The sequence below is a fragment of the Desulfuribacillus stibiiarsenatis genome, assembly GCF_001742305.1.
Classification (GTDB): Bacteria; Bacillota; Bacilli; order Desulfuribacillales; family Desulfuribacillaceae; genus Desulfuribacillus_A; species Desulfuribacillus_A stibiiarsenatis.
Window position 1 is genome coordinate 79,668 of record NZ_MJAT01000036.1, and the last position, 20,274, is coordinate 99,941.

General features: G+C 35.5%; 19 protein-coding genes. 16 read left to right on the forward strand and 3 right to left on the reverse strand.

What is annotated here, in order from left to right; all coding sequences use genetic code 11:
• Positions 1-36: 36 nt before the first annotated feature.
• On the forward strand, positions 37-1,215 hold the full coding sequence (locus tag BHU72_RS11875) for a M23 family metallopeptidase (RefSeq protein WP_069702844.1): 1,179 nt from the start codon (positions 37-39) through the stop codon (positions 1,213-1,215).
• 63 nt (positions 1,216-1,278) lie between these two features.
• Here BHU72_RS11875 and serC read toward each other — a convergent pair whose 3' ends face one another.
• The gene (gene serC, locus BHU72_RS11880) at positions 1,279-2,367 is read right to left on the reverse strand and encodes a 3-phosphoserine/phosphohydroxythreonine transaminase (protein WP_069702845.1); all 1,089 of its coding nucleotides are present in this window, start codon (positions 2,365-2,367) and stop codon (positions 1,279-1,281) included.
• A gap of 154 nt (positions 2,368-2,521) precedes the next feature.
• On the opposite strand from serC, the gene BHU72_RS11885 reads away from it, so the two are divergent.
• Complete coding sequence (locus BHU72_RS11885; RefSeq protein WP_069702846.1) at positions 2,522-4,189, forward strand: nucleoside kinase; 1,668 nt, start codon at positions 2,522-2,524, stop codon at positions 4,187-4,189.
• A gap of 119 nt (positions 4,190-4,308) precedes the next feature.
• Entirely contained in the window at positions 4,309-4,521 is a 213-nt protein-coding gene (locus BHU72_RS11890; RefSeq protein WP_069702847.1) for a Spo0E family sporulation regulatory protein-aspartic acid phosphatase, read from the forward strand.
• Positions 4,522-4,678: 157 nt separating this feature from the next.
• On the opposite strand, the gene BHU72_RS11895 is transcribed toward BHU72_RS11890, so the two are convergent.
• Positions 4,679-5,770: an S-layer homology domain-containing protein gene (locus BHU72_RS11895; RefSeq protein WP_069702848.1), complete on the reverse strand. Its 1,092-nt coding sequence runs from the start codon at positions 5,768-5,770 to the stop codon at positions 4,679-4,681.
• A gap of 178 nt (positions 5,771-5,948) precedes the next feature.
• On the opposite strand from BHU72_RS11895, the gene BHU72_RS11900 reads away from it, so the two are divergent.
• On the forward strand, positions 5,949-7,253 hold the full coding sequence (locus BHU72_RS11900) for a globin-coupled sensor protein (RefSeq protein ID WP_069702849.1): 1,305 nt from the start codon (positions 5,949-5,951) through the stop codon (positions 7,251-7,253).
• 78 nt (positions 7,254-7,331) lie between these two features.
• Here the strand turns inward: BHU72_RS11900 and BHU72_RS11905 are convergent, their stop codons facing one another.
• Positions 7,332-7,916 carry a biotin transporter BioY gene (locus BHU72_RS11905; protein ID WP_069702850.1) on the reverse strand — a complete coding sequence of 195 codons (585 nt, stop codon included), beginning with the start codon at positions 7,914-7,916 and terminating at the stop codon, positions 7,332-7,334.
• A gap of 172 nt (positions 7,917-8,088) precedes the next feature.
• On the opposite strand from BHU72_RS11905, the gene BHU72_RS11910 reads away from it, so the two are divergent.
• The 12 genes from BHU72_RS11910 to cobU are packed head-to-tail and all read left to right on the forward strand — an operon-like array spanning position 8,089 to position 20,269.
• A complete protein-coding gene (locus BHU72_RS11910; RefSeq protein WP_069702851.1) occupies positions 8,089-10,143 on the forward strand; it encodes a molybdopterin oxidoreductase family protein in 2,055 nt (684 codons plus the stop codon).
• Entirely contained in the window at positions 10,140-11,309 is a 1,170-nt protein-coding gene (cbiD, locus tag BHU72_RS11915; protein ID WP_083248446.1) for a cobalt-precorrin-5B (C(1))-methyltransferase CbiD, read from the forward strand. The genes BHU72_RS11910 and cbiD overlap by 4 nt, the downstream gene beginning before the upstream one ends.
• Positions 11,310-11,313: 4 nt before the next feature.
• On the forward strand, positions 11,314-12,570 hold the full coding sequence (locus BHU72_RS11920) for a bifunctional cobalt-precorrin-7 (C(5))-methyltransferase/cobalt-precorrin-6B (C(15))-methyltransferase (protein WP_069702853.1): 1,257 nt from the start codon (positions 11,314-11,316) through the stop codon (positions 12,568-12,570).
• 2 nt (positions 12,571-12,572) lie between these two features.
• Positions 12,573-13,271 (forward strand): precorrin-2 C(20)-methyltransferase, encoded by a 699-nt coding sequence (gene cobI / locus BHU72_RS11925; RefSeq protein WP_069702854.1) that lies wholly within the window; start codon positions 12,573-12,575, stop codon positions 13,269-13,271.
• 8 nt (positions 13,272-13,279) lie between these two features.
• The gene (cobM, locus tag BHU72_RS11930; protein ID WP_069702855.1) at positions 13,280-14,044 is read left to right on the forward strand and encodes a precorrin-4 C(11)-methyltransferase; all 765 of its coding nucleotides are present in this window, start codon (positions 13,280-13,282) and stop codon (positions 14,042-14,044) included.
• Positions 14,041-15,261: a cobalt-precorrin 5A hydrolase gene (locus BHU72_RS11935; RefSeq protein WP_069702856.1), complete on the forward strand. Its 1,221-nt coding sequence runs from the start codon at positions 14,041-14,043 to the stop codon at positions 15,259-15,261. The genes cobM and BHU72_RS11935 overlap by 4 nt, the downstream gene beginning before the upstream one ends.
• Before the next feature lie 20 nt (positions 15,262-15,281).
• Positions 15,282-15,980: a precorrin-3B C(17)-methyltransferase gene (gene cobJ, locus BHU72_RS11940; RefSeq protein WP_069702857.1), complete on the forward strand. Its 699-nt coding sequence runs from the start codon at positions 15,282-15,284 to the stop codon at positions 15,978-15,980.
• Positions 15,973-16,776: a precorrin-6A reductase gene (cobK, locus tag BHU72_RS11945; protein ID WP_069702858.1), complete on the forward strand. Its 804-nt coding sequence runs from the start codon at positions 15,973-15,975 to the stop codon at positions 16,774-16,776. Before cobJ ends, cobK begins: the two co-directional genes overlap by 8 nt.
• Positions 16,776-17,147, forward strand: coding sequence for a sirohydrochlorin chelatase (locus tag BHU72_RS11950; RefSeq protein ID WP_069702859.1), 372 nt, complete (start codon positions 16,776-16,778; stop codon positions 17,145-17,147). Before cobK ends, BHU72_RS11950 begins: the two co-directional genes overlap by 1 nt.
• Positions 17,148-17,163: 16 nt before the next feature.
• Entirely contained in the window at positions 17,164-17,784 is a 621-nt protein-coding gene (locus BHU72_RS11955; protein WP_218076138.1) for a precorrin-8X methylmutase, read from the forward strand.
• A gap of 2 nt (positions 17,785-17,786) precedes the next feature.
• Positions 17,787-19,727, forward strand: coding sequence for a cobyrinic acid a,c-diamide synthase CobB (locus BHU72_RS11960; RefSeq protein WP_069702861.1), 1,941 nt, complete (start codon positions 17,787-17,789; stop codon positions 19,725-19,727).
• The gene (gene cobU / locus BHU72_RS11965) at positions 19,727-20,269 is read left to right on the forward strand and encodes a bifunctional adenosylcobinamide kinase/adenosylcobinamide-phosphate guanylyltransferase (protein WP_069702862.1); all 543 of its coding nucleotides are present in this window, start codon (positions 19,727-19,729) and stop codon (positions 20,267-20,269) included. Before BHU72_RS11960 ends, cobU begins: the two co-directional genes overlap by 1 nt.
• Positions 20,270-20,274: the final 5 nt, after the last annotated feature.

Here is a 20,274-nt window from a genome sequence, read left to right on the forward strand (position 1 = left end):
TAAATATATACGTCAATATAGCTAGGAGAAATCAAATTGAACCTACGTCCAATTCTACTATCAGTCATCATCTGCTCTTTTATATTGGTAATAGGTAGTGGATTACTAATTTATCAACAAAATCAAAAAGCAGTTGTTGCAACAATTACAGAAATCAACGATTTAGAAAGTCAAGAAATTATATTTCCTAAAGCTCTGCTACCATTATTTTTTATAGAAAATCATTTACTTAGCTCGTTCATTCATAATCGATTCGATGAACAATCGATTGGGTATATTTTAAGTACCGATTTACAGTCAGTATTGAATCAACCTGTCCAGTGGTCTTATATTGAGCAGGACAAGATATATATCCTTACAATAGGGCCGCGTATTTTTTATGTCGTTAACGGAACTGATATTGGACAGGAGGGTGCGCGTTTCTTTCCAATGCGTGGTGGTATCATTCAAACCTTAGAGAATGAGACTGGTACAGAATTATACATTTCTAGTGACGTCTTGTCATATGGATTTGGCTTGAAAGTCCAAGAACATTCGAATGTAATTTATATTCATGATTTAGAAAGAGCTTTAGAACCGCAAATTAAAGAAGAAGTTATTACAACTTCAAGCGATATACCAATAAGAAACTGGAATATAGAACAACGCTACAATATATTACAGGGCTTTATTAACCCTATACCAGGTACATCTATTAGCACTAGGGCATCTCATTGGCCAGGAGCGCCACGGAGCTATAGGAATGGTGTTCATGAAGGATTAGATTTCTATACTGGAACTTCAGGGATGATTGTTAATAAACAAACACCAATTTTAGCAATGGCAGATGGAGTTGTCATTCGTGCAGACTTCGGGTATACAGAGCTTGGGGATTCTGATCGAAATGTAATTTTAGAGCTTGCTAAGCATCGTCCAATTACTCCAGAGTATATTTTAGATCAACTAAGAGGAAAGTCTGTTTGGATTCAGCATACAAATGGAGTCATTACAAGGTATGTACATTTAGATCGTATTTCAGAAAGCATAGTAGTAGGGGAAGAAGTCAAGCAGGGAACAGCAATCGGAACAGCGGGGAATAGTGGAACTAGTTATGGCGTCATAGGTAATGATGAAGGCATTCATCTACATTTAGACATTATGATTCACGGGCAGTTATTCTGGGAAGGTCTTAAAACCGAAGAAATCGTGTCATTATTAAAACGTTTGTTTGAATAGATAGAAAATGAGCCACTGGGGAGTTATAACTCATAACCAGTGGCTCTTTGTATTTGGTTTAAATTATTTATTATTTTTTTGGAAGGAAAGCATGAAGTCGACTAAAGCTTGGCAGCCTTCTTGAGTCATTGCATTGTAAATAGAAGCGCGCATTCCACCGACGGAACGATGGCCTTTAATACCAATGATTCCTTTTTCGCTTGCTTCTGCAATAAATTGTTTATCTAAATCACTATTTTGTAGTGTGAAAGTTACGTTCATTGTCGAACGGAATTCTGGAACAGCATGTCCCATATAAAATCCATTACTATTGTCAATCGCATCATAAATGATTTTTGCCTTACTTTCATTATGATCCTCAATAGCAGTGATTCCACCTTGATTCTCAATCCATCCTAACACTAGGTTTAATAAGTAAATACTGAAAGTCGGTGGTGTATTGTATAAGGAGTTATTATCTGCCATAATGTCGTATCTTTGCATTGTTGGAATCGTTTTGTTGCTTATTTCAAGTAAGTCTTTTCTAATCACTATGATTGTAACACCTGAAGGGCCTAAATTCTTTTGAGCACCAGCATAGATAAGCGCAAATTGCTTTCCATCAATAGGCTTACATAAAATATCACTTGACATATCCGCGATTAACGGAATATTATCGAACGACGGATATTCTTTGTATTGAGTACCATATATGGTATTATTTGTTGTAATATGTAAGTATGCAGGGTTTTCGCTAAGAGAAAACTTGTCCTTTAAAGGAATATAGTTATGGTTTTGATCTTTTGAAGATGCAGCTATATGTGTCGTACCAAACAGATTCGCTTCTTCGCAAGCTTTTTTAGCAAAGCTACCAGTGATTGCATAGTTTGCTTGCTTTCCTTCTGTTAATAGGTTTTGGGGAATCATTGAAAACTGACTAGAAGCCCCACCTTGTAAGAAGAGGACACGATAATTATCATCTAAGTTTAAAAGATTTTTTAAACGGGTTTCCGCTTGAAAGATGATATTCTCGAAGTCTTTTGAACGGTGACTGATTTCTATAACGGACATTCCCGTGTTATTATAGTTTAATAATTCACTTTGGGCTTGTTCTAATACTGATAATGGAATTGTGGACGGCCCTGGGTTAAAGTTGAAAATTCTTTTCGTCATAAAAAAGAAAAACCTCCTATTGTGGATCTTATGATTTTAAACTCGAATATTCATTATATTATAATCTATAATTACATAGTGGAAAAGAATTATTCACTGAAAATATGAACATTATTGTCATTATATATATTTTAGTCGGAAGGGAAGGAATTTAATGAGTTGGAATATCATCTTACCAGATGGCAAAAAAATACAAAAAGAAGGGTCATTGTACGATCTTAGTAAAAAGTTACAAGTACATTATAAGGGGCAGATCTTTGCTGCAAAAGTGAATGGTCAAATAAAAAGTCTTTTGCAGGATGAACTGAAATCTGGAAGTGTACAGTTTATTGACTATACGGATCCTGACGGTCAGAGGATTTATCAGCGAAGCCTAAAATTATTGCTATTAAAAGCAATTTACGACTTATATCCGCAGTATGTCTTATCTGTGGAACATTCTTTAGGTAAAGGAGTATATTGTCAATTACATCATTCTATGACAAACCAAGTGATTCAACTATCGAATAAAGAAATAAAACACATAGAATCTTACATGTGCAATTTAGTAGATCAGAACCTACCTTTTGTGAAGCTTAATGAAGATATTGATGATGCTCGAGATTATTTTATACATAACCAACGGGACGATATGGCAGCGCTTTTAAGCTTTAGAGATAAAACAAGTCTTACGATGTATCGGTTAGAAGATTATAAGGATTATTTATTTGGAACATTAGTACCGACGACAGGGTTTTTGAAGTATTTTGGTTTGAAATTTTATATTCCGGGTTTTATTGTTAGGTTTCCTGATGCAAGTGAACCTACAAAGCTTCCTGAATATTTGGAGCAACCGAAACTATTTGAAATATTTCGGGAGTCTCAGCGTTGGAATAATGTATTGGGAATACATACTGTAACTGACGTAAATAAACAAATATGGGCTAAAATGGTCCAAGAGCTGATACTAATTAATGAAAGTTTTCACGAGAAAAAAATTGCGAAGATTGCAGATGCTATTGCTAGCTCTAAAGATCGCTTAAAGTTAATATTAATTGCTGGACCTTCATCATCAGGTAAGACTAGTTTTGCTCAAAGATTAAGAATACAATTAAAAGTCAATGGAATTGACCCTATTCCAATTTCATTGGATGATTATTTTGTGAATAGAGAACAGACACCTATAGATGAAGACGGTAATTTTGATTTTGAATCGATAGAAGCAATTGACATTGGATTGTTCAACGAACATTTAAGTGAATTAATCAATGGGTCTCAGATTGAATTACCAACTTTTAACTTTAAGACTGGTGAAAGAGAGTATAGAGGAAAGTCTATCCAGTTACTTCCGAATCAGCCACTAATTATTGAAGGAATTCATTGTCTAAATGAAAGATTAACGAAATACATACCAAAAGGTAATAAGTATAAAATCTATGTGAGTGCTCTTACATCTTTGAACTTTGATCGACATAATCGTATTCCTACTGCAGATTTACGTTTACTAAGACGTATTGTTCGTGACCATCAGTATCGTGGCAATTCCGCTCAAAATACGATTCGAATGTGGCAATCTGTAAGAAAGGGTGAAGAGAAAAACATTTTTCCTTTTCAAGAAGAAGCGGATATTATGTTTAATTCTACATTATTGTATGAAATTTCAGTCCTAAAGACATTTGCTGAAAAATTACTTTACGAGATCCCTCTAGAATCATTTGAGTACGTAGAAGCACAAAGATTATTACGGTTTTTAAGCTACGTCGAACCGATAGAAGACACATATATCCCATGCACTTCATTTTTAAAAGAATTTATTGGTGGCAGTTGCTTGTTTGATTTATAATATTAAAATTTCTACGTAGCAGGTAGAAATTTACATCTATCATTATTGAGAAGAACATGATACAATTAGTTATGATTTTCTGAGTCTTGTAAGATATTAGAAAATATGAGGATGATTATATGAGGAAAAAATTCAAAGAAACTATGGAAGCAAACAATAAGCAAAGATTATTGGAAGAGCAATTTGAGGTTCTTCGCGTAGAATTGAATCAATTTGTGGACTCCGATGGATATTTTTTAGATAAAGATCGGATGTTAGAATTAAGCCAAAAAATAGACAAGTTACATACAGAGTATATGAAATTAAAGCTTGAGAAGAAAGAAACGGTCTAACCCTAAGTTGGGAGACCGTTTCTTTTGGCATCATCAGAATTAATAAAAATTCTGACGATAAGTAACGGCAACTAAAGCAATCGTTTCGCAAAAGGACTTAGCGAATGCTAAGCTATGTTTATAGTCGCTAAGCGATATACTATATTTCGTCTAATTATTATGGTAAAACATACACAGTAACATTTTGTCTACCAAAAGTTCGGGCTTCGCGTAGAGTTGCAGTATATAAGTCTATTTTGTTACCCTTTACTGCACCGCCAATATCTGCAGCCACAGCGTATCCATAGCCCTCAACATACAAGTGTGTGCCAAGCGGGATTACACTCCTGTCAACAGCTACGACTCCTACTCTAGTAGTTAGTCCAGTATAGGTTACATTTGATAGCTTTGTCTCAGAACTATTAAAAGCAGTCGCTTGCATAGTGAGTTGTTTTGTATAAGCGACAGGAACTCCATTGATTGAAATCGTATTAGAATCTTGTTGTATTGAATTATTTGATAAAATAACTCTATCAATCAGAACTGCAGCCTCAGCTCGGGTCGTAAATTGACTTGGGCGAATCGTTTGATCTGGGTATCCAGAAACAAAATTATTTTTGATAGCGTAAGCAAAATAATGTTCTGCCCATTCTACAATCGATTGTTTATCTTTAAAATTTGCAAGTAAATCTCTGCGTTCTTGCCACCCTAGGATGTGCTTTACATTCAATTCTCCTGAAGCAGTAGTTAACATTTTTACTAATGCATCTCTGCGAACAGGATCTCCAGGTCGAAACTGTTGATTCCCAACACCATCTACAATTCCTAATCGATGCGCTATGTTAATATATGGTGCAAAAGCATCATTCATATCAACATCAGAAAAAGAAGGTGGGTCAAAATCTACCCAATAAAGTCCTTTTGCTAATAAAAGCATATGAACAAACTCAGCTCGACTAATAGGAGCACTAGGCATGAATTGCTGTTCTACTCGATAATTAATAGCACCTAAAGAGTAGAGGCGATCAATAGATTCATAGGCAAAATGATTCAAAGGAACATCAATAAAATATGGATGATGATTTATTTCTACAGGCTCTTCAGCTAAATTATCTTCGCTTACTTGTTCAATTTGTTCTTGTTGCCCATTGATAGGAGTCTGTTCTTGGTTGATAGGTACTGATAATTCTGCGTAAACAGTGGTGCTTCCTAAACCTATAAATAGACAACAAGTGAATAATATGAGTATTCTAGTAGATACTTTCCTCATTTAATTCTCCTATTCATTTTTTTGTACATTATATCATAACCTATAAAAATATCATAATCTACTAAACTCAAGATTAGAAGAGTATCGCAACATAAGATTAGAAAAATGTTATGCTTTCTTATATAGTACTTATATAGTACAATATTAAGAAAAGATAATTTTTTTGGAGGGTTCGATAATGCCTTTTTTCTCAAAGAAACAACAACCGAAAGCAAAAATTAAAATTGTTAATTTCCCTACAACAGGTACTCTCTATCGAATTTCAGACCAAACCGTTCAAACTAAAATTAGCTTCATGAAATTATCGAATCTACAAACTGAGAAAATGGGCAACATGAAAGCTTTATTAAACGTACATGCGGATTATATTGTAAACGCTTTTTATGATGAGATTCTGCAGGTACCAGAGCTTAAGCAGATTATTCAAAAAAATAGTAACGTAGATAAACTACGGAAAACCTTTAAGTGGTACTTAAATTCTATCGCCGAAGATAGTATTAATGATAAATATGTCAAAGAAAGACAAAAAGTTGGTCAAGTACATGATCATGTGAATCTTAAGCCGGAATGGTTTATGGGAGCTTATCATATTCTTAGAAAAAATATCATTCCTCTAATTGTAGATGAATATCAACATGATCCACAAACCTTATCAGATTCAATTATTGCTTTAGATAATATAACTTCTTTTGATAATATACTAATGATTGAGGAATACATTAAGAGTTTTACATCTCAAATGTTAGAGATAGATCAAGTGAAACAAATTCAGTTTCAATTACAAAACGATAGTCAAAACCTTGCTGCCGCAGCAGAACAAACGACTGCATCAGCAAATGAAATGTCACATACAATGACAAATATCCGTCAAGAAGCCTTAGAGGCAGCATCATTTACTAATAAAGTAATGGAACTAGCTAAAAAGGGTGGGGAACAGATAAAAGCAGTTACTGAAGCAATGAAGGAAATTGAAGAAGATTTTGGAGATATGCAAAAAAATGTATCTGGGTTAAATGAAAGCTCAGAACAGATTGCTAAGATTATTGATACAATTAGCCAAATCGCGAGTCAAACCAATCTCTTAGCGCTGAACGCGTCAATAGAAGCAGCTAGGGCAGGGGAGCATGGTAGAGGATTTGCAGTTGTAGCAGAAGAGGTTAGAAAATTAGCTGAAGACACGGATAAGGCGCTTAAAGACATTGCGATTAAAATACAAAAATCCCGTAAAGATACAACGGAAGTGCTTGTTGCAATGGGAAGAGCTAGTAAATCAGTCAATGAGGGTACCGATATAACTGAGCAGACGATTGAAGGATTTAAGAGTATCATCGATTCTGTTAAATCAAGTTTAGAGATTACTGAACGAGTAGCAGATGGGATTGATTATAACGCGAATATTGCGCAACAAATTAAAGATGCTTCAGAAAACGTTGCAATGTTAGCCGAGGGACTGGCGGGACTTGCTGGTGAGTTGAGTCGTTAAAGTGTTTAGCGTGTTAACAATGTAAAATTAGGCGTATGCAGATTTAGCGATGCATACGCCTAATTTATTGCTTAAATTTTACTGATTGACGCGGAAATGGGCTAACCTTTTAAAAACTTTCTGCGCAACGATAGTAACAATTACCACTAAAGCTAAATCTTTTGGAAGAGGAGTTAAGACTCCAACCTTAATTGCGTTCGCAAAACTAATTGGCGATAATGATACATAATTTAATATTAAGTATAAATAGACAACGCCAATTGTGTAGATCACTGTTAGGCCGGCTAAGTTAGCTAGTAAGAATGTTATGAGATTCTTATCTTTCCTCATTTCAATAATCTTACCAATGATAAAACTCCCAACAACGAAGCCTAAAAGATAGCCAAAAGTTGGCTGGAATATATATCCGAATCCGCCACCTTTAGTGAATACGGGAATTCCAATAAGTCCAAGTGTGACATACAAAATTTGGCTTAATGCTCCCATTCTACTACCAAGCAATGCCCCGGATAAAATAACAAACAACGTTTGAAACGTTAGACTTACAATCGGCGTAGGAATCTTAATAAATGCACCAATAATAGTAAGAGCAGTAAACATCGGAACAAGTACAATATAATAAGTTCTAATTTTTTGTTTTTGGTGATTGTGTGTTAAATCCATTGCTTCACCTCCCTTTTATGTATAGTATATGATTATAAATCAAACATATGTTAACCGTTTCGTTATTTCGAGTTAACATATAAATGAGAATACGCTACTAGATTATAATTGTCAATCCTATAATTATTGATTACAATAGTTAAAATTAACTTTTCCCATTGGGGTGACTGATATGATAAAGGAAACGTTTGCAATATGTTCGCTTGATTGCCCAGATACATGTCGTTTAAAAGTAAAAATTAATGATCAACATATGATACAAAGCATTGAAGGAGACAAAGAGCATCCCATAACTCAAGGTTTAATATGTAATAAGATGAGATTTTATAAGGATCGTATCTATCATACTGAACGAATTAAAACACCGCTCAAAAGAATCGGGAAAAAAGGAGAAGCTAAATTCGAACCGATTTCTTGGGATGAAGCGCTTGACATCATATATGATAGATTTCAAGATTCTATTGATAAATACGGGTCAGAAAGTATTTTACCTTTTAGTTACGCTGGCACAATGGGGATCATCAATAACAGTTCGATGGATCGAAGGTTCTTTCATAGATTAGGAGCTAGTAGATTAGATCGTACAATTTGTGCTTCTGCTGGTTGTACTGGTTATTTTTATACAATGGGTGAAAGTAAAGGTGTTGACCCTGAGCATACAGTAAATGCTGAATATATTATTATTTGGGGAACTAATACTGTAAGTACAAATTTGCATCAATGGCAGTATGTCAATCGTGCAAAAAGAATGGGTGCCAAGGTAGTAGTAATCGATTCACATAGAAACAAAACGGCAAAATTAGCAGATTGGTTTTTGCAAATAAACCCTGGAACTGATGGTGCCTTAGCATTGGCAATCATGCATGTCTTAATTAACGATAACTTTATAGATAAACAATTTATAGAAAACAAAACAACAGGATTTGACTCATTAAAAATGCAAGTTCAGTCTTATGATCCAGAAACAGTAGCGAAAATTACGGGAATATCAAGTGAACATATCTTTCAGCTTGCTCGAGAATATGGCAAAAATCAGAAAAGTTTTATACGAATTGGGAATGGGTTACAGCATCATGTAAATGGCGGTATGGCAACTAGAAATATATCCTGTTTGCCTGCTCTAACAGGAGCCTGGAAATATAAGGGCTGCGGAGCATTAAAAAGCAATTCAGAATACTTCAATATAAATAAAAAACATTTAGAATATGCAAATATGGATATCAAACCTGCTAGAAGTATAAATATGAATCAGCTAGGAGAAGCACTGTTAAATGCTTCGAATCCGAACATTCATTGCATTTTCGTATATAATTCTAACCCTGTAACAGTAGTTCCTAATCAAAATCTAGTGATACAAGGGTTTATGCGCGATGACCTGTTTACAGTTGTCCATGAACAATTTATTACAGACACAGTTAAATATGCTGATATTGTTTTGCCAGCTCCAACAAGCTTTGAATATTTAGATTTATATAGGTCATATTGGCATCTATACTTACAATTATCTGAACCAGTGATTCCATTGCAAGGGGAAGCGATTCATAATACTGAATTATTCAGGCGTTTAGCGAAACGATTTGGTTTTCACGAATCATGTTTTACAGATTCTGATGAGGAGCTAATGATTCAGGCTTTATCAGATATGATTCCCAATAAAACTGGTCGTGAAATATTACAAGTACTAAAAGAAAAACAATATATCAAAGTTAAGTCAGAGAATGCTTGTACAGAATTTCTATCGAACTTAAAGACGCCAAGTGGTAGGATTGAGCTAGATTCTATTGCTATGAAGAATGAAGGGCACTCGTCTGTGCCATCATTTACTAGAATTCAAGAGTTAGTCTTACAGGATACGACAAGATATCCGCTCGTTTTAATCAATGCACCGAATCACATGTTTCTAAATTCCACTTTCGCTAATGCTAGTGTCTCTAAAGAATATGAAGGACGACCAATGTTAGAAATGCATCCTTTGGATGCTGTCAGTAGGAGTATTGACGACAACTCAGTTGTTGAGATTCGTAACGAGAGAGGATCCTGTAGAATTCACATAAGAGTTACTAAGGACGTTCCACAGGGTACTGTAATCAGTTTAGGTTTATGGTGGAATGAATCATATATAGACAATAGTAATTTAAACCAATTTGTTTCTCAGCAACTTTCAGATATGGGAGATGGACCAATCTTTTTTAGTACATTTGTTGAGGTAACTAGAGTGTTTGAATGAGTTATGAGGTGTCGATTATGGAATGGCAACCGTATCGGTTAGTGGAAGGCAGAAAACTAAGACGGGGATTTACAACTGGGGCGGCTGCTACAGCTGCTACTAAAGCTGCATTAGAATTACTTAGCCGGCAATTCGTATCATCCAAAGTTGATATTTCTCTGCCAACGCAACAAGAATATACTGTCTCTATACCTATTGATAGTTGCTTTTATAATAAAGATGGCTCCGTTACGGCATTCGTTATTAAAGACGGGGGAGACGACCCGGATGTAACGAATGGTATAAAAATTGGTGCTACAGTGAAATATGTCTCATTTCTTAACCATACGGATACAACTTTAGACGAATCTAACCAAGCTATACACATTAATGGTGGTACAGGAATAGGAATCGTAACTAAACAAGGTCTGAAAGTTCGTGTAGGAGAGCATGCAATTAACCCAGTACCAAGGCAAATGATAAAAAATGTCGCTAAAACCTATGCTCAAAGGGGAAAGACTATTAATATTACCATTTTTGTTCCTGAGGGAGAGAAAATTGCTCATAAAACATTAAATCCTGCCTTAGGTATTATCGGTGGTATATCAATTCTTGGAACTACAGGAATTGTTGAGCCGATGTCGGAGGAAGCATATAAAGAATCCTTAGTCCCGCAGTTAGATATGGTACAAGCTTTAGGATATGATACTGTTTTTCTTACTCCTGGGAGGCGCGGGCAGTTAACACTGAATTCTTTCGGAATTCCTTTAGAACAGACGGTTCAAATGAGTAACTTTGTTGGGTATATGTTGAAAGAGTGTCAAATTCGGAAATTTAAGAAAGTCATTTTGTTTGGCACTCAAGGAAAGTTAATCAAACTTGCCGGGGGGATTTTTCATACACATCATCGCGTCGCGGATGCGCGTATTGAGATTTTAATCAGTGAAGCTGCGCTCAACGAAGTTCCTATTGATTTATTATTTCAATTACGCAATGAAGTGACGATTGAAGCGAGTGTAAAGCTTTTACAAGAACATGGGTATCATGTAGTTCTGCAAAAGCTTTGTGAAAAAGCTGCGATGAAAGCCGCTGATTATATTCAAAATGAAATAGAGATAGGTGTAGTATTTCTTGATATAGATGGCAAAATTGTTGCAAAGAGTAATTCCGTAGATCAATGGTGGTGAAGTAGTGAATACTCAGTCAAGTAAAAAAATATATGTCATTGGTATGGGGTCGGGTGATCGTGACTATATCTTACCAATCGCTTTGCGAACAATTAAAAAAGTAGCTATTTTAATAGCAACTCAACGTATTTTAGATATGTACGCACAAGATCAACATACGACACTTGTATTAAATAAAAATATAAAATCAACGATAGAGTTTGTAAGAAAAATGGAAGAAGATGTAGCTTTTTTAGTAAGTGGTGACCCGTTATGTTACAGTATTTTACCATATCTACAAAAAAATTTTAGCCAAGAATCTATTGAGGTAATACCAGGAATTAGCTCAGCACAAATTGCTTATAGCAAGTTTAAAATACCTCAACAGGATGCTCCTGTTGTTTCTATTCATGGAAGGGATAAGTCATTACTTGATAGTTATATCCATAAGTATTCAAGGTTCGCTTTATTAATAGATCAGGATATGACTGTGCAAGAGATTGCTAGTAAGATTATAGATTACGGATATCATTTAGCGGAAATTCACATTGGGGATTGTTTAGGAACTGACAAACAAACTCTTGTAAAAGGACTAGCAGAGGATATTATCCATTGGAACCAACAATTTACGAATAGTGTTCTTTTAATAGATTTGCACAAAGAAAAAACGAATAAAGAAAAACATATAAACAAAGGTCATAGGATTTTTGCTCCCGGGATAGATGATTGTCACTTTATACAAGGTGATATTCCTATGACAAAACAAGAAATACGTTCGATTCTCTTATCTAAGCTTGTGTTTCCAAAACACGGTGTTTTTTATGACATTGGCGCAGGTACAGGTTCTATTTCTATAGAACTAGGACTCATGCAAGATGTTCAAGAGGTTCACTCTATGGAGAGAAACCATGCGGCAATCCAACTATTAAAACAAAATATACAAAAATTTGCAGTAGATAATATTCACGTACATCACGGAGAGGCTTCTGAGATTATCCCCGAATTACCATTAGCAGATGGCATAATAGTAGGGGGCAGTGGAGGGTACCTGCAAGAAATTCTGCACTCTTCCTATAAGCAATTGAAAGCTAATGGAATCCTAGCGATTACTGGTGTAACTCTTGAAACCCCATACCTTGCAACACAAATATTGGAAGGTTTGGGGATGAAAGTGGATATCTGTTCTGTTAACATTTCAAGAGCAAGTCAATCAGGATCTTATCATCTTTGGAAATCTAATAATCCTGTATTTATCATATGGGGTTGTAAAGGAGAATTATAGATATGAAACTCTATGGGGTAGGTGTTGGGCCAGGTGACCCAGATTGGTTAACTATGAAAGCAGTTCATGTAATACAAGAGGCTGATATAATAATGACACCAATCTCTAATCAAGATAAACAAAGTATCGCGTTATCTATTGTTGAAAAATATATCACAAACCAAAAAATTCATAGGGTTATTTTTCCGATGACAAGTGATCCGATACGGTTACAAGTAGCTTGGGAAGAAGCGCGTAACGATTTAGCACAATTTCTCATGGAAGGAAAAACTGTTGCCTTTATCACGTTAGGGGACCCGCTTTTGTATAGTACTTTTATATATCTTAAACATTCTATTCAAGAGCAACTTTCGAATTTATCGATTGAAGTAGTACCGGGGATTCCTTCATTTGTAGCTTTATCGGCAATGGCACAAATACCAATTGCAGAACGTGATGAAAATCTTGTCGTTATTCCAGTGATTCGTTCTCTTGATGAAGTGAAAAAAGCGATTGAATTACATGATAATATTATCTTAATGAAGATAAACAAAGATTATCCGGCCATAGTAGAACTTCTGGACGAGATGCAATTACTAGATTGTTGTTGGGTCGGTCAACGGATTGGAATGGAAGACAGTATCATTACGAACCAACCTAAAGAATTATTGAATGGTAAATTGGATTATTTAACAACTATGATGATTAAGAAAAAAAGGTAGGTGTGGGAATGTCCACAGTTATGTTTGTAGGTGCAGGACCAGGAGACATTGAATTAATAACGTTAAAGGGGTTAAGGGCATTACAATCAGCAGACATAATTATATGGGCTGGTTCCTTAATTAATCCTGAGATCCTTACATATGCAAAGAAAGACGCAGTAATCTTTAATAGTGCTACTATGAATTTACAAGAAATCGTTGGTTGTATAGTTGATCATTATAATAAGGGCTATAAGGTTGTAAGGCTTCATACAGGCGACCCTAGTATTTTCGGAGCGATAGATGAACAGATAAGGGAATTAAGGAGAAATAATATCCCTATTGAGGTGATTCCTGGTGTCAGTTCATTTACTGCGGCTGCCGCTTCTATACAAAAAGAACTAACACTTCCGGAAGTATCACAAACAATTATTATCTCTAGAATATCAGGCAAAACTCCTGTTCCAAATAAAGAAGATTTAGCATTGTTGAGTATGCATCAAGCGACCATGTGTATTTTCTTAAGTGTTCATTACATACAAGAAGTAGTCGATAAATTGTTAGCAGGTTATCCAGAATCGACACCAATTTTTGTTGTTGAAAAAGCATCTTGGCCTGAGCAACGGATAGTCAAAGGTACTTTAAACAATATTGCAGAGAAGGTTAAAGAGGCAGAAATCAAAAAAACAGCTATGATTCTTGTAGGGAATGCATTAAATGATGAACTAGCAACTTGCTCTTTATTATACGATCAATCCTTTCAACACGAGTTCCGTACGGGAGTGAAACTATGAAAATAGCGATTACTTGCCTTACTCAAAATGGCTATCATATGGCAACTCAAATCGTGAAACAGCTGCGTGAAGATACAGCAGCTACTATTTTTGTGACGAGCAGATGCTATGATTCTATTACTGTAGACTCCGAGTTGGGAAAGTACGTTCAGATTATAAATGATGATATAGGATTGAAAAAAACGTTCCAAAGCAAATTTCATGAATATAATCACTGGACTATGATTATGTCTTTAGGTATTGTATTTCGAATGGCACCAACTGTCTTAATCGATAAATTTTCTGATCCATCGATTACAGTTATTGATGATGCGGGTCAATTTGCAGTCGCTGTATGCTCCGGTCATTGGGGTGGGGGCAATGAATTCACAAAATATATAGCTACAATTATCAATGCTGTGCCCGTGATTACTACTGGTACAGATACTTGGATGTTACCAGCTGTTGATGTCATAGCGAAAAATATTAATACTAGGATCTCTAGAGATACAGTTTTAGCTATTAATAGCGCTATCATCCATAGAATGCCTGTATACTTTTGGAGTGATTGGGAAGCGGACGTTTTATTGGATGCTTATTGTCAATTCAATCAGCATGAACATATACATTTTACAAAAATTATTTATCATCAGAATCATCATCCGACAGTTACAAAGCTGGTTAAAGATTCATCAAATGGAGTTAATTGTGGAAAATACAGGGAACCGATTCATGTGATTATCACGAATTCGAATCACAATCTGTTATTGAATAGTAATATCAAGGAACTGTTAATTGATAAAAACTTGAATTCCAATTATTATATCCTAACGCCAAGAAACATTATTCTTGGTATTGGTTGTAAGCGCAATACACCAGCTGATATGATTGAACAGTGTATATTAGATGCTTGTCATCAAGCGAACGTTAGTATTGATTCAGTACGGGCGATTGCATCGATAGATTTAAAACAGGATGAGTTAGGAATACAATACGTAGCGGAAAAATATAATTGCTCTTTTCTTACTGTCACGAAGGAACAAATATTAGTGTGGGAACAGCATCACGAAGGAAAATTTTCTAAGTCACAGCAAGTAAAAGACAAGGTAGGAGTGAATTGTGTATGCGAACCAGCAGCAATGATTGTTGCGAATCAAGGGAAAGTAATCTTGCCAAAAACAATTTACAAAGGTGTCACAATCGCGTTAGTCGAGGAAAAGTTTGGGTTATTGGCTTAGGACCTGGGGATCATCAGCTTATGAGTTATCAAGCAAAGCATGTATTACAGGAGTCAGAAGTAGTTGTAGGTTACACTACGTATATAGAGTTGATCCAAGATATAATCGCTCCTCATCAAACGGTAATCCGTTCGCATATGAAAAAGGAAGTAGAACGTGCTCTAGAAGCACTAGAAGAAGCGAAAGCTGGTAAGGTCGTTTCAGTAATTTCTAGTGGAGATGCAGGGATATATGGGATGGCAGGATTAATTCTAGAGTTATTGTATAAGAATAATCTAGAAGAATATATAGAGGTGGAAATTGTACCTGGGATTTCAGCCGTACAAGCTGCTGCCGCTCGATTAGGGGCACCGTTAATGCACGACTTTGCATGTATCAGTTTGAGTGACTTACTAACTCCCTGGCAGACAATTGTAAAAAGGATTCATCATGCAGCTCAAGGGGACTTTGTAATTGTTTTATATAACCCGAAGAGTAAGAAGCGAATCGAGCAAATACAAGAAGCAGTTGATATTTTGTTACAATACAAAAAAACAGATACTCCTGTTGGAATTGTCAAATCCGCTTATCGTGAAGGGGAAGAAGTACATATTTCGAGTTTGGAGTCATTACTAGAGCATGAGATTGATATGTTTACTACCATTATTATAGGAAATCAATCAACTTTTATGAATAAGACACACATGATTACTCCTAGGGGTTATAATATTCATGAGTAACCCGCTTGGATATCGAATATTATTGTTTGGTGGTACTCAAGAGTCTCGAGAATTCGTAATGGATTTGAAAAACAATCATCCAGATCTTTTTGATTCTACCATTGTTTCAGTAACGTCATCTTATGGCGCTAGTTTGTTACCATGTGGAACTCAAGTCTATATTCAACGGTTGAACGTGGAGGATATGTTGCAATTTTGCTTAGTGCAAAAGGTAAGATGTATTGTTGATTTGAGTCATCCATTTGCAGCCCAGGTTAGTATTAATGCTATAGACGCATCGGAAAAGTTAAAAATTCAATACATTCGTTTTGAACGCGAACCGATACACATTTCTAATTTATCTCATCATGCCAATGATAACCTGCATATTGTATATAGCTATGAAGAAGCTGCAAAAGTAGCGTTTTCTTTAGGTGAGAGAATACTTCTTACTACAGGTAGTAAGACTTTAAAGGTTTTTGTTGATTACCGTACACCTAATAAACACTTGATGGTACGTGTATTACCAACTTCAGAGGTGATTACTATATGTGAATCGCTTGGATTCACACCCGATCATATTATCGCCATGAAAGGGCCTTTTTCCAAAAAAATGAACCAAATGATCCTAGAGGACTATAAAATAGATGTAATGGTAACGAAAGAAAGTGGCGCTACTGGAGGATTTGCAGAAAAGGTTGAAGCCGCTTTAGAAATGAATATAAAAGCTATCGTCATAGCAAGACCTAATATTCAATATCCATTCTATACAAATGCATTTGAAGATATCTATAAAAAAATTTACGAGGTGGCGTAATGAAAGGTATTATTATCTTAGGACATGGTAGTAGGAATAAAGATTCAATCGCTGAGCAAAATCAAGTGATTCCTATGATTCAAGAAATGCTACCAGATTATACAGTGAGAAATGCGTTTTTTCAACTATGCGAACCAAAGTTTGAAGATATATTAAATGAAATGATTCAAGATGGCTTTCAAGATATCACGGTTATGCCATTACTTTTATTTGCAGGTGTTCATGTGCAAACAGATATTCCTGAACTGATCCAGGAATACCGTAGTCAATATCCGGACATTTCATTTGCGTTAACAAAGCATATTGGAGCCCATAAAAAAATAGCAGAGATAGCTGTTGAAAGAATAGTAGATGGTGATATTGATGCGTAATTATATTCACAATCCAATGAAAATTGAAGATACTAGTTTTGATATTATTAATAATGAACTTAACGAGATGGGAAAACAAGTACCACAAGAGTTTCAACATATCATTCATAGGGTTATACATACCACTGCAGATTTTGAATATGCAGATCTTCTGCATTTCTCTGATGGGGTCCTACAGGTCATCGAACAAGCTCTTAATCATGGTTGTAATATCATAACAGATGTACAAATGGTTTTAGCAGGAGTGAACAAGAAGACATTACAGAATATTGGTTGCCAAACGTATTGTTTTATTTCCGATTCACAAGTGGAGTCATTAGCCAAGGAGCAATCCATTACTCGGTCAATGGCGTCCATACAGTTTGCCAAACCTTATTTACCGAATAGTATTGTACTCATTGGAAATGCACCTACTTTTTTATTTGAGTTATTGTCTGCCATTGAAAATGAATCCCTTAGACCTGCAGCAATTATAGGAACTCCTGTTGGTTTTGTGGGCGCCGTAGAAGCAAAGGAGCTTTTACTGCAACAATTGAATATTCCATTTATAGTTTCACGCGGAAGAAAAGGTGGGAGTCCAGTGGCTGCTGCTATTTTAAATGCAATTTTGAAACAAAGAATGAACCAAAGGGCTTAGATATGAAAAATCAATTTGTGATTGCAGCAACACATAGTGGTTGTGGTAAAACAACAATTACATTAGGGCTATTAAAAGCATTGATAGATAGAGGATATGATGTGCAAAGTTTTAAATGTGGTCCTGACTTCTTAGATCCAATTTTGCATGAGTATGTGACGAATCGTCCTTCCAATAATTTGGATACGTGGATGTTAGATGAGGTTAGCAATCGAAAGATATTTCATAAATATGCTAGTAACTGTGATATCTCAATCATCGAAGGAGTCATGGGAACTTTTGATGGAAGTGAAGGGGTTGGTCAAAAGGGTAGTACCGCCGATTTAGCAAAACTACTGTCATTGCCTGTGCTCCTTGTTGTTGATGCACAGGGCATGGCTGGAAGTATTGTACCTTATATTGCAGGTTTCCTACAATGGGATTCGGGAATTCGATATTGTGGTATTCTGCTAAATCGAGTCGGTAGCGAAAGTCATGGAAACCTATTGAAAGGTTTAATCGAAGAAAATTTAAACGTACCAGTGATTGGATTCTTACCTAAAAATCCTGACATTACACTACCTTCAAGGCATTTAGGATTACGTACTGACTATAACGTTGATGTTTGGTCAGAGACAATTCAATTGATAGCTAATTTTATTGAAAAGCATGTTAATATTGAAGAACTGTTACAATATACAGCAGTACCACAGAACTCTAATACAATTCAGGAAGAGCTAGTCACTGAAACAATACAATATAGTATAAATAGGTTAATTAAGACTGAAGAATCTCATAGTGACGAAAAAATTACTATTGGGATTGCTAAAGATGAGGCATTTAAATTTTATTATCATGAGAATCTAGAACTATTGAAATCTTCCCAAATAAATCTTGTTGAATTTAGCCCGCTGAATGATTGGACCCTTCCCGATGTAGATGCTATATACATTGGTGGTGGCTATCCTGAAGTATATAAAGAGCAATTAGCCCATAATGCTGGTTTTATCAAAAATCTAAGAGATAAAATTAACGATGGAATGCCTGTTTTTGCTGAATGTGGCGGATATATGTATCTGGCAGAAGCTATCGATGGGGTTCCAATGGTAGGTGTGGTTCCAGGCAAAATTACCATGGAATCACGTTTTCAAGCATTGGGATACGTAGAAGCATTAACGGCATCTGAAGGTTTTATGATGCAGGGGATTCCTATAAGAGGGCATGAATTTCATTATTCAAAACTTACCTCAGAGATACCAGCAGATCAACAAAAACCTGCATTTCAATATTTAGGACGTAAAGCAGGCAAGATATCTGGTTATCATTCCAATCATATATTTGCTAGCTATGTTCATGTACATTTTCTTAGTAATATTGATTTTGTCTCTTCGTTCGTTAATGCCGCTTACTTGTATCGAAATCAGTTGAAACAAAGACAAAATAGCATTGAAAATCAATTGAATATTCAAGTCCATACGGGAAATGGTAAAGGGAAAACCACAGCTGCAATCGGGAATGTGATTGCGCGATTACCAAATAAGGCAGGTATTGTACAATTTCTTAAAGGCTCAAGAGACACTGGTGAAAAAATAGTATTCTATCATTTAGAACAAGTAGACTTATTTACATGTGGCACTGGTAAATTTATAAGAAACTCAAATCCAACACAAGATGATTATCGGGAAGCTGAGAATGGCTTGCTTAAGGCAAACGAGTTCGTGAAAAACCCAAGTTACAAAACAATTGTGCTTGATGAGATATCCCATACAATTAACAAAGGATTAATCTCAATCACTGATATCTTAGAGTTAATACGCTTAAAGTCACCGGAAACGTTACTGATTTTAACTGGTCGTGATATGCCTAATGAGCTAATGGAAGTAGCAGATTGTGTTATGCACTATCGTCAAGAAAAACATCCATATGAGAAAAATATACAAGCTAGAAGAGGGATTGAATATTAATGATTTACTCAATTAGTGGCGGTGCCCGAAGTGGAAAAAGTAAGTTTGCTGAAGCGCTTGCATTGCAATTATCTGAAAAATATCAAACCGAAGTTATATATATTGCCACCTGTGAGTTCGTTGATGAGGAAATGGCAGACAGGGTAAAGCGACATGTAGAGCAACGGCCTAGCGATTGGAAAACGATAGAAGAACCGATTAAATTAGAAAATATGATTGCTAGTTTTAAAAGCGAAAATATCATTCTAATTGATTGCTTGACTTTATGGATATCAAATCTCCTCGTTAGAAACCACACAGAAGAGGAAATAATAGAACGTTTGCACGCACTGTGCCAATACATGAAAACAACTTCTCATCAATGTATTTTTGTCACCAATGAGGTTGGGTTAGGAATTATACCATCAAATGAATTATCTCGGAAGTTTCGAGATATTGCTGGCTTATCAAATCAAATACTTAATTATTATGCAGATGAGAAGATTTTTGTTCTTTCCGGAATACCAATTGATTTAAAGAAAATATCGTGGGAAGGGGTGTAATGCTC

Coding starts and splice junctions, on each gene's coding strand:
- BHU72_RS11900 (WP_069702849.1), top strand. CDS start 5,949: ATGCCTTTTTTCTCAAAGAAACAACAACCGAAAGCAAAAATTAAAATT.
- BHU72_RS11910 (WP_069702851.1), top strand. CDS start 8,089: ATGATAAAGGAAACGTTTGCAATATGTTCGCTTGATTGCCCAGATACA.
- cobJ (WP_069702857.1), top strand. CDS start 15,282: ATGAGTTATCAAGCAAAGCATGTATTACAGGAGTCAGAAGTAGTTGTA.
- BHU72_RS11955 (WP_218076138.1), top strand. CDS start 17,164: ATGAAAATTGAAGATACTAGTTTTGATATTATTAATAATGAACTTAAC.
- cobM (WP_069702855.1), top strand. CDS start 13,280: ATGTCCACAGTTATGTTTGTAGGTGCAGGACCAGGAGACATTGAATTA.
- BHU72_RS11960 (WP_069702861.1), top strand. CDS start 17,787: ATGAAAAATCAATTTGTGATTGCAGCAACACATAGTGGTTGTGGTAAA.
- cobU (WP_069702862.1), top strand. CDS start 19,727: ATGATTTACTCAATTAGTGGCGGTGCCCGAAGTGGAAAAAGTAAGTTT.
- BHU72_RS11885 (WP_069702846.1), top strand. CDS start 2,522: ATGAGTTGGAATATCATCTTACCAGATGGCAAAAAAATACAAAAAGAA.
- cobI (WP_069702854.1), top strand. CDS start 12,573: ATGAAACTCTATGGGGTAGGTGTTGGGCCAGGTGACCCAGATTGGTTA.
- BHU72_RS11890 (WP_069702847.1), top strand. CDS start 4,309: ATGAGGAAAAAATTCAAAGAAACTATGGAAGCAAACAATAAGCAAAGA.
- cobK (WP_069702858.1), top strand. CDS start 15,973: ATGAGTAACCCGCTTGGATATCGAATATTATTGTTTGGTGGTACTCAA.
- serC (WP_069702845.1), bottom strand. CDS start 2,367: ATGACGAAAAGAATTTTCAACTTTAACCCAGGGCCGTCCACAATTCCA.
- BHU72_RS11950 (WP_069702859.1), top strand. CDS start 16,776: ATGAAAGGTATTATTATCTTAGGACATGGTAGTAGGAATAAAGATTCA.
- BHU72_RS11895 (WP_069702848.1), bottom strand. CDS start 5,770: ATGAGGAAAGTATCTACTAGAATACTCATATTATTCACTTGTTGTCTA.
- BHU72_RS11935 (WP_069702856.1), top strand. CDS start 14,041: ATGAAAATAGCGATTACTTGCCTTACTCAAAATGGCTATCATATGGCA.
- BHU72_RS11905 (WP_069702850.1), bottom strand. CDS start 7,916: ATGGATTTAACACACAATCACCAAAAACAAAAAATTAGAACTTATTAT.
- cbiD (WP_083248446.1), top strand. CDS start 10,140: ATGAGTTATGAGGTGTCGATTATGGAATGGCAACCGTATCGGTTAGTG.